This is a genomic window from Mycobacterium sp., from assembly GCF_049647605.1.
GTDB lineage: Bacteria > Actinomycetota > Actinomycetes > Mycobacteriales > Mycobacteriaceae > Mycobacterium.
On the sequence record NZ_JBARXZ010000200.1, the window covers coordinates 1 to 6,815 of the forward strand.

Annotated in this window: 8 protein-coding genes; 3 read left to right on the top strand and 5 right to left on the bottom strand. The window is 65.5% G+C overall.

Features of this window, described 5'->3' with window-relative positions; all coding sequences use genetic code 11:
• The first annotated feature begins 361 nt into the window (after positions 1-361).
• The gene (locus tag WBB07_RS25565) at positions 362-853 is read left to right on the top strand and encodes a cupin domain-containing protein (protein ID WP_526311861.1); all 492 of its coding nucleotides are present in this window, start codon (positions 362-364) and stop codon (positions 851-853) included.
• A 170-nt stretch (positions 854-1,023) separates the two neighbouring features.
• On the opposite strand, the gene dinB is transcribed toward WBB07_RS25565, so the two are convergent.
• Positions 1,024-2,241, bottom strand: coding sequence for a DNA polymerase IV (gene dinB / locus WBB07_RS25570; protein ID WP_526311863.1), 1,218 nt, complete (start codon positions 2,239-2,241; stop codon positions 1,024-1,026).
• A 185-nt stretch (positions 2,242-2,426) separates the two neighbouring features.
• Here dinB and WBB07_RS25575 point away from each other — a divergent pair, with 185 nt between their 5' ends.
• The gene (locus WBB07_RS25575; protein WP_526311865.1) at positions 2,427-2,969 is read left to right on the top strand and encodes a GNAT family N-acetyltransferase; all 543 of its coding nucleotides are present in this window, start codon (positions 2,427-2,429) and stop codon (positions 2,967-2,969) included.
• A gap of 16 nt (positions 2,970-2,985) precedes the next feature.
• Here WBB07_RS25575 and WBB07_RS25580 read toward each other — a convergent pair whose 3' ends face one another.
• Positions 2,986-3,633, bottom strand: coding sequence for a TetR/AcrR family transcriptional regulator (locus WBB07_RS25580; RefSeq protein WP_526311867.1), 648 nt, complete (start codon positions 3,631-3,633; stop codon positions 2,986-2,988).
• Positions 3,634-3,710: 77 nt separating this feature from the next.
• Between WBB07_RS25580 and WBB07_RS25585 the strand changes: the two genes are divergently transcribed.
• Positions 3,711-5,183, top strand: coding sequence for a flavin-containing monooxygenase (locus tag WBB07_RS25585; protein WP_526311868.1), 1,473 nt, complete (start codon positions 3,711-3,713; stop codon positions 5,181-5,183).
• Positions 5,184-5,196: 13 nt separating this feature from the next.
• Here the strand turns inward: WBB07_RS25585 and rraA are convergent, their stop codons facing one another.
• The 3 genes from rraA to WBB07_RS25600 form a co-directional block, all read right to left on the bottom strand.
• A complete protein-coding gene (gene rraA, locus WBB07_RS25590; RefSeq protein WP_526311870.1) occupies positions 5,197-5,676 on the bottom strand; it encodes a ribonuclease E activity regulator RraA in 480 nt (159 codons plus the stop codon).
• A 64-nt stretch (positions 5,677-5,740) separates the two neighbouring features.
• The gene (locus WBB07_RS25595; protein ID WP_526311872.1) at positions 5,741-6,253 is read right to left on the bottom strand and encodes an Rv3852 family protein; all 513 of its coding nucleotides are present in this window, start codon (positions 6,251-6,253) and stop codon (positions 5,741-5,743) included.
• Between the two features lie 76 nt (positions 6,254-6,329).
• The coding region (locus tag WBB07_RS25600; RefSeq protein ID WP_526311874.1) for a CopD family protein at positions 6,330-6,815 on the bottom strand (486 nt) is incomplete at its 5' end.

A 6,815-nucleotide genomic window follows, 5' to 3' on the forward strand; every position in this document is an offset into this window, starting at 1 on the left:
CGATCTGACCGTCGAGCGCGTTGCGCTGTCCGGTCAACTCCGCCAACTCGTCGAACAACACCTCCAGCCGCTCGCCGGGACGATTCCCGGCAGCGGCCAAAGATGTTGCAGCGGAAGACATACCCCCATACTTGCAGAGGGGGCCGACAATTCTCGGGCCGGAACGCAGGAATCCCAACCACATTCTTTCGTGGGGCTCTTGGGCCAGGAAGTCCTAATCGCAAGGTTTCCCGAGGCTGGTGCACCCCACCCGGGATTCGCGCTAGATCGCCTTCTGGAGACGGGTAGCCGACTACTCTAGGCGCTTCCGATCGGACGGCTCAGCATGACTTTGTACTGTCGCCGTCACGGGAGAAAAGCGATGTCCGCGAAATTCAACCCAAACAGCATAACCTTTGATGAAGGTCTGCAGCGGATCGGCAAAGCGGTTGCACGCGCCGGTCTTTCGACGAAAGAGATAGTCACGTCGCGACATCCGGCGGCGGCGCGCGCGCAGGGCCTTCTGGAGACGACCAACGTGCCGGGGTCGGGCTTTCGGAAGTGGCAGCTTCCTATATACCTCGACCGCCCTAGTCAACTCTTCGTTACGGTGGCCGCGCCCGATCTCGAGGTGCCCGAACACAGCCACGACGAAGGCGATGGTGTTCGGTTCATTGCCGGCGGTTCGATCATCTACGAGGACTACGAGCTGACGCAGGGCGACTGGATGTTCATTCCCGCCGGAGCCAAGTACAGGTTCCGGGTTGGTCGCTTAGGCGCACTCATGTGCTACTGCTACTGCTGTTCCTGCGCGAGAAGTGTTGAGCTGGGCGAGGATGTGGTGAATCCCCCAGACCCGATCATCGGCCCGTAGCCGAAGCGTAACGGTGGCGTCGGGCTTCCCCGCAACTCGCGGTTTCGCGCGACCTCGGTTGGCCGGACTCGTATTGACCAACCACAAAATTTAGCCGGAACGTACGTCTCGGCTCAATCACGTCGTGCACAACAGCTGGGGCTGCTCGCAGATCGCTGTCATCAGAGCTTCTAGTCCGGCAGCATCGGCATCTCCCAGCCGGGATCACGCCCCACCAGGACCGCGCGGGTCAGCGCCGCAGTCCCGAACCGCTGCCGGATCCGGTCCACCGCCGAGTCCACAGCGTGCAGGTCAGCACCCCCGGCCAGCGGTAGCTCCAACTGCTGGGCGCCGTCGGAGGCGATATTCGACACCGCAAAACCCACAAGTGTCAGACCGCGCTCCCGGCACAGCGGGGTAACCCCCGCGATCAGGCCACGAGCGGCGGCCAAGATGGGCTCGGTGGCTGCGGTGGCCCGCGGCAGGGTGGACGAGCGGGTGGCGCGGCCGAAATCGTCGAAGCGAAGCCGCAGCGTGACCGTACGCCCGGTGCGATTGGCGGCGCGCATCCGCCGGGTGATGCGATCGACGAGATTGACCACCACCGCATCGATTTCGTTGGGCAACATGGTGTTCCCTGCGCGACCGAGAGCGCGCTGGGCGCCCACTGAACGCCTCCTGGTGCCGGTGGTGACCCGGCGGCGGTCGATGTTGCGGGACAGGCAGTAGAGCTGACGGCCCATCGCCGCACCGACCAGGGAAGCCAACGTCGACTCGCCCAGTTCAGCGACCTGGGCAACAGTGAGGATGCCGTGTTGCCGCAGCCGTTCCTCGGTCTTGGCACCCACTCCCCACAACCGGCGGACGGGCAGCGGATGCAGGAACTGCAGTTCCCGGCCGGGCGGTACCAACAGCAGCCCGTCGGGTTTGGCCTCCTGGCTGGCGACCTTGGCGAGGAACTTGGTGCGGGCGATGCCGACCGTGATCGGCAGGCCCACCTCGTCTTGCACGCGCGCCCGAAGCCGCGCCGCGATCTGCACCGGGGTGCCCGCAATGTGTCGTAGCCCGGCCACCTCGAGGAACGCCTCGTCGACCGACAGCGGTTCGACAAGCGGCGTGGTGTCCCGGAAAACCTCGAACACCGCGGAGCTGGCCTGTGAATACGCCGACATGCGCGGTGGAACGATGACGGCGGCGGGGCACAGGCGCAACGCTTGCCGGCCGCCCATCGCGGTCTTCACCCCGTACGCCTTGGCTTCGTAGCTGGCCGCCAGCACAACGCCGCCGCCCACGATCACCGGCCGGCCGCGCAGCGTGGGATCGTCACGTTGCTCCACCGAGGCGTAGAACGAATCCAGATCGGCATGCAGCACAGTTGCCGCGCCTTCTGGGATCTCTGACTGCGCCACGGCCTCACCTCTGGATGTCTGCGGCGGATGAGCTGGTGTGGTCCCGCGGAACCACTGTCCCACTGCCCACCGACAGAATCTGCTCGACGACGGACTCATCGAGATGTTTTCCTCGAGATGACGTGATCGGCGACTGTTCGGTGCGCCGCAACCTCGAAACAACTCGGCTGTGCCACGCTGAGACGATGGTCGAGGTGTTGATCGCCGAACCCGGGGAGCTCGGCAGAGATCAGCTTGCTGACGCAGAAATATTGGTGCGCAATGCATTCGGCAGCAACTTCCGATCTCACGATTGGCTGCACGCCGTCGAAGGCGTCCACGTGGTCGCCACCAGCGGCACATCCCTGGTGGCATTTGCCGCCGTCGTCGCCAGGACCCTGCATCACAACGGCGTCGCCTTCGGCACCGGCTATGTCGAAGGGGTGGCGGTTCGGGGCGACATGCAGGGGAGTGGGCTGGGACGCATGGTCATGGACCGCGCGGAGAACATCATCAGGTCCCGCCACCAACTCGGTGCTCTCAATGCCGTCGATACTGCCGCCGACTTCTATGGCGCCCGCGGCTGGCAGCCCTGGACCGGACACACCCAGGCAGCCGGCCCGGCGGGCGTCGTCGACACCTACGACGACGGTGACCGGATCTACCTTCTGTACCCCGGCTGGCAGGCCGCACCGTTGGACCCCACCACCGCGCTGATCTGCGACTGGCGACCCGGCGACCTTTGGTAGCGCGCCGCCTCGGGAGTTACGGGACGGTGTTGTAGATGCTGGTCACCCAGATGTGGGTGAGGGTGTCGACCAGCCGGTCCCGCGCCACGGCAAGCTGTTCGTCGGCGAGCGCGGCCACCATCATGCGCTCGTTCATCTCATTGAGTGCGGTCGCGAGATCGCGGGCGGCAATGGTCTCCGGTGCTGCGCCGCGGTCGCGTTCGGCCTGTATCAGCGCCGTCGTCTGGCCGATCCATTTGTCCATGAAACGCGACCACAGCGCCCGCACCTCGGGGTTGGTGCCGGCGGCCTCGGCGCCGGCACGGCTGATCACTGGGTCGGAGGCGAAGGCGTCGAAAAACGTGTTGATGCCGGCACGGATGTCACGGCGCGGATCGGGGGGGGGGGGCAGCTGGTCCGTCGCGGCGTCGAAGCCGGAGTCGGCACGCTGGATCAGCGGTTCGAGCAGCGACAGCAGAACGGCTTCCTTGGACGGGAAGTAGAAGTAGAACGTCGGCCGGGACAGGCCGGCACCCTTGGCCAAATCGTCGACGGAGATGTCGGCGTAGGACCGATCCCGGAGAAGGCGGACGGCGGTATCCAAGATGGCCTGTTCACGCTGGTCGCCGGACGGCCGAGTGGTCCGGCGGCCACGGGAAACGCGAGGCTTGCCGACGGTGGTCACAGTCGCTGACTTTACAGCAAGTCGAACTTCTCAACAGATCGTTGACCTACTCGACAGGATGTTGATAGCTTTGGCATATGACCGAATTTGTCGATGTAGTCATCGTTGGTGCCGGGATCTCGGGCATCAGTGCCGCATGGCATCTCCAGCAGCGGTCCCCCGGCAAGAAGTACATGATCCTCGAGGCCCGCGCCGATCTGGGCGGAACCTGGGACCTGTTCAAGTACCCCGGCATCCGGTCCGACTCCGACATGTTCACCCTCGGGTTCCGGTTCAAGCCGTGGACGTCGGCCAGGTCGATCGCCGACGGGCCGTCCATCCTGGCCTACCTGAAAGAGGCGGCCCACGAGAACGGCATCGACAAGCACATGCGGTTCGGTCACAAGGTGCTGGCCGCGGACTGGTCGGATGCCGACAACCGGTGGAACCTCACCGTCGAAACCGACGGTGAGCAGAAGACCATCGCCTGCGGCTTCCTGCTGGCCTGCAGCGGCTACTACAACTACGACCAGGGCTACACGCCGGACTTCCCGGGGGCCGAAGACTTCACCGGCACCATCGTGCATCCGCAACACTGGCCGGAGGACCTGGACTATGCCGGCAAGAAGATCGTTGTCATCGGCAGTGGCGCCACCGCGGTCACCCTGATCCCCGCCCTTGCACAATCCGGTGCCGGCCATGTGACGATGCTGCAACGCACACCCACCTACGTCGGAGCGCTGCCGCAGATCGACCCGGTAGCCGAGAAGGCCAACAAGTACCTGCCCCCGAAGATCGCGCACATCATCAACCGGTGGAAAGCGATCATCTTCAGCACCACGCAGTACCAACTCTCACAACGCTTTCCGAACTACATGCGGAAAACCCTGCTGACCATGGCGCAACGTCGCCTACCTGCCGGCTACGACGTCGAAAAGCACTTCGGACCCGATTACAAGCCGTGGGATCAGCGACTCTGCCTGGCGCCCAACGGAGATCTGTTCAAGACGATCCGCAAGGGCAACGCCGACGTCGTCACCGACACCATCGAGCGATTCACCGCCACCGGTATCCAACTCAGCTCCGGTGACCACCTCGACGCCGACATCATCGTCACCGCAACGGGATTGAACATCCGTTTCTTCGGCGGCGCCCAGGTGCTGCGCAACGGCACCCCGATCGGCCTCTCCGACGCCGTGGCCTACAAGGGCATGATGCTCTCCGGACTGCCCAACATGGTGTTCACCTTCGGCTACACCAATGCCTCCTGGACGCTGAAAGCCGATCTGACCTCAGAGTTCGTGGCCAAGCTGCTGAACTACATGGATGCCAACGGGTACGACACGGTGGTACCCGAAGAGCCGGGCCCAGACGTCGAGCGTCGCCCCTTCGTCGACCTGTCATCGGGCTACATCCTGCGTGCCATCGACCAGCTGCCGAAGTCGGGCTCGGTGACACCGTGGCGGCTCAAACAGAACTACTTCGTCGATCTACGCCTGATCAGGCAGGGCAAGGTCGACGACTCGGCTCTGCACTTCACCAAACACCGGACGCCGGTGACGGCTTCGTAGTCAGGCCTTGTGGTCAGGCCGAAACCACGACGATTCCGTCGTCATCGCTGTAGGCGATGTGTCCGGGCACAAACGTGACACCACCGAAGCTGACCTCGGCATCACGTTCGCCCGCACCGGTTTTGGTGCTCTTGCGCGGGTTGGTGCCCAAAGCCTTGATCCCGATGTCGAGGGTGCGCAACGTCGACGCGTCGCGCACCGCACCATTGATGATCAGGCCGGACCAGCCGTTCGCCCGCCCCAACTCGGCGATGAGATCGCCGACCAGGGCAGTGTGCACCGAGGCATCGCCATCGATGACCAGCACGGCGCCGTCACCCGGCTCCGACAGCACCGACTTCAGCAGCGCATTGTCCTGAAAGCAGCGAACCGTGACGATGGGGCCGGCAAAGATGTCCCGACCGCCGAACTGTCGGAGCTGAAGATCGCAGCTGCGGACCTCAGGTCCGATCTCGTCGACCAGATCGGCAGTCGCGCGTGGAGTCACAGTCACGCGTGCATGTTATCGGGCGGCCGGTGACCCCACTGCGCCGAGTCTGCCGGTGCTTCCGGAGCGACTAGCTGTCGTCGGAGCTGCGGCGCAACTGTCGGATCACCAGCAATGCCAGCAGGCTCACCGCGATGGCGACCACCAGCGGCAGCGGGGAACGGCCCTGCTCGACTGGTCGTGCCAGCGGGGCGGCTACGCCGTCAGATGCCTGCTCGACCGCCGATTTGGCCTGAGCTGCAGCCTCTTTGGCGCCATCGCTGACCGAGGCGACCGGTGCCGGCAGATCGGCGGCCGGCACGGCAGGCTCGATCACGACAGGTTCGACGGCGGCAGGAGGCGGCGGTTTCTTCTCCGGGGCTTTCTTCGCCGGCGCCTTTTTGGCCGGAGCCTTCTTCACGGCTTTCGCCGGGGCCTTCTTGGCGGGGGCTTTCCTGGCTGGGGCCTTCTTGGCGGGAGCCTTTTTGGCCGGGGCGTTCTCGGCGGCCGCCTTCGGGGCCGACGGATCCGGAGCCGACGAATGCCCAAGGGTCTCGGGTGCGGCCTCGGGACGCTTGTCGGACGGCTCCTGCGGGTCGGCCATCAGGTGTGCTCCTTTGCATCGTCATTCTCATCAGTGAGACCGGCAGTCCCCCCATCATGCCAGCCGACCTGCGGCGTCACCCCGTCACCGTCAGCGCTGCCGCCAACGTCAGCGCCACCGCCATCAGCGCCAGCTCTGTCACCGCCTTCTTGCGGGAGGCGGCGGCGCTGACCCGGTGCGACGCTGCCGCGGGAACCCACCGGGTCCGGTTGCGCCAGGCCAAGCCCAGCAGGACCGCGGTCACCGCGACCTTGGCCAACAGAATCCGGCCGTACCCGGTGGCATACAGATCCGAGGGCGCCGCGACGCGGGTCACGGCGCTGACGCTGCCCGCCACCGCCAGCGTCGCCACACACACCAGAGACGTCTGCGAGAACTGCGGCAAGACCCGGGCCCACTGCCCGCGGCTGTTCACGGTCAAAACCAGAGCGACCAGCAGCCCACACCAGAGCGCGGCAGCCAGGGCGTGCGTCACCACGGCGGTGGCGCCCAGGGGTCCCTCGGCCAGCTGCCCGGTGACGGCCCGAGCCGCGATCCCGGCACCCGCTGCGCAGGCGATGGC

Excerpts from the sequence above, each read along its gene's own strand:
- WBB07_RS25595 (WP_526311872.1), bottom strand. The coding sequence starts at position 6,253 with ATGGCCGACCCGCAGGAGCCGTCCGACAAGCGTCCCGAGGCCGCACCC.
- WBB07_RS25575 (WP_526311865.1), top strand. The coding sequence starts at position 2,427 with ATGGTCGAGGTGTTGATCGCCGAACCCGGGGAGCTCGGCAGAGATCAG.
- WBB07_RS25565 (WP_526311861.1), top strand. The coding sequence starts at position 362 with ATGTCCGCGAAATTCAACCCAAACAGCATAACCTTTGATGAAGGTCTG.
- WBB07_RS25585 (WP_526311868.1), top strand. The coding sequence starts at position 3,711 with ATGACCGAATTTGTCGATGTAGTCATCGTTGGTGCCGGGATCTCGGGC.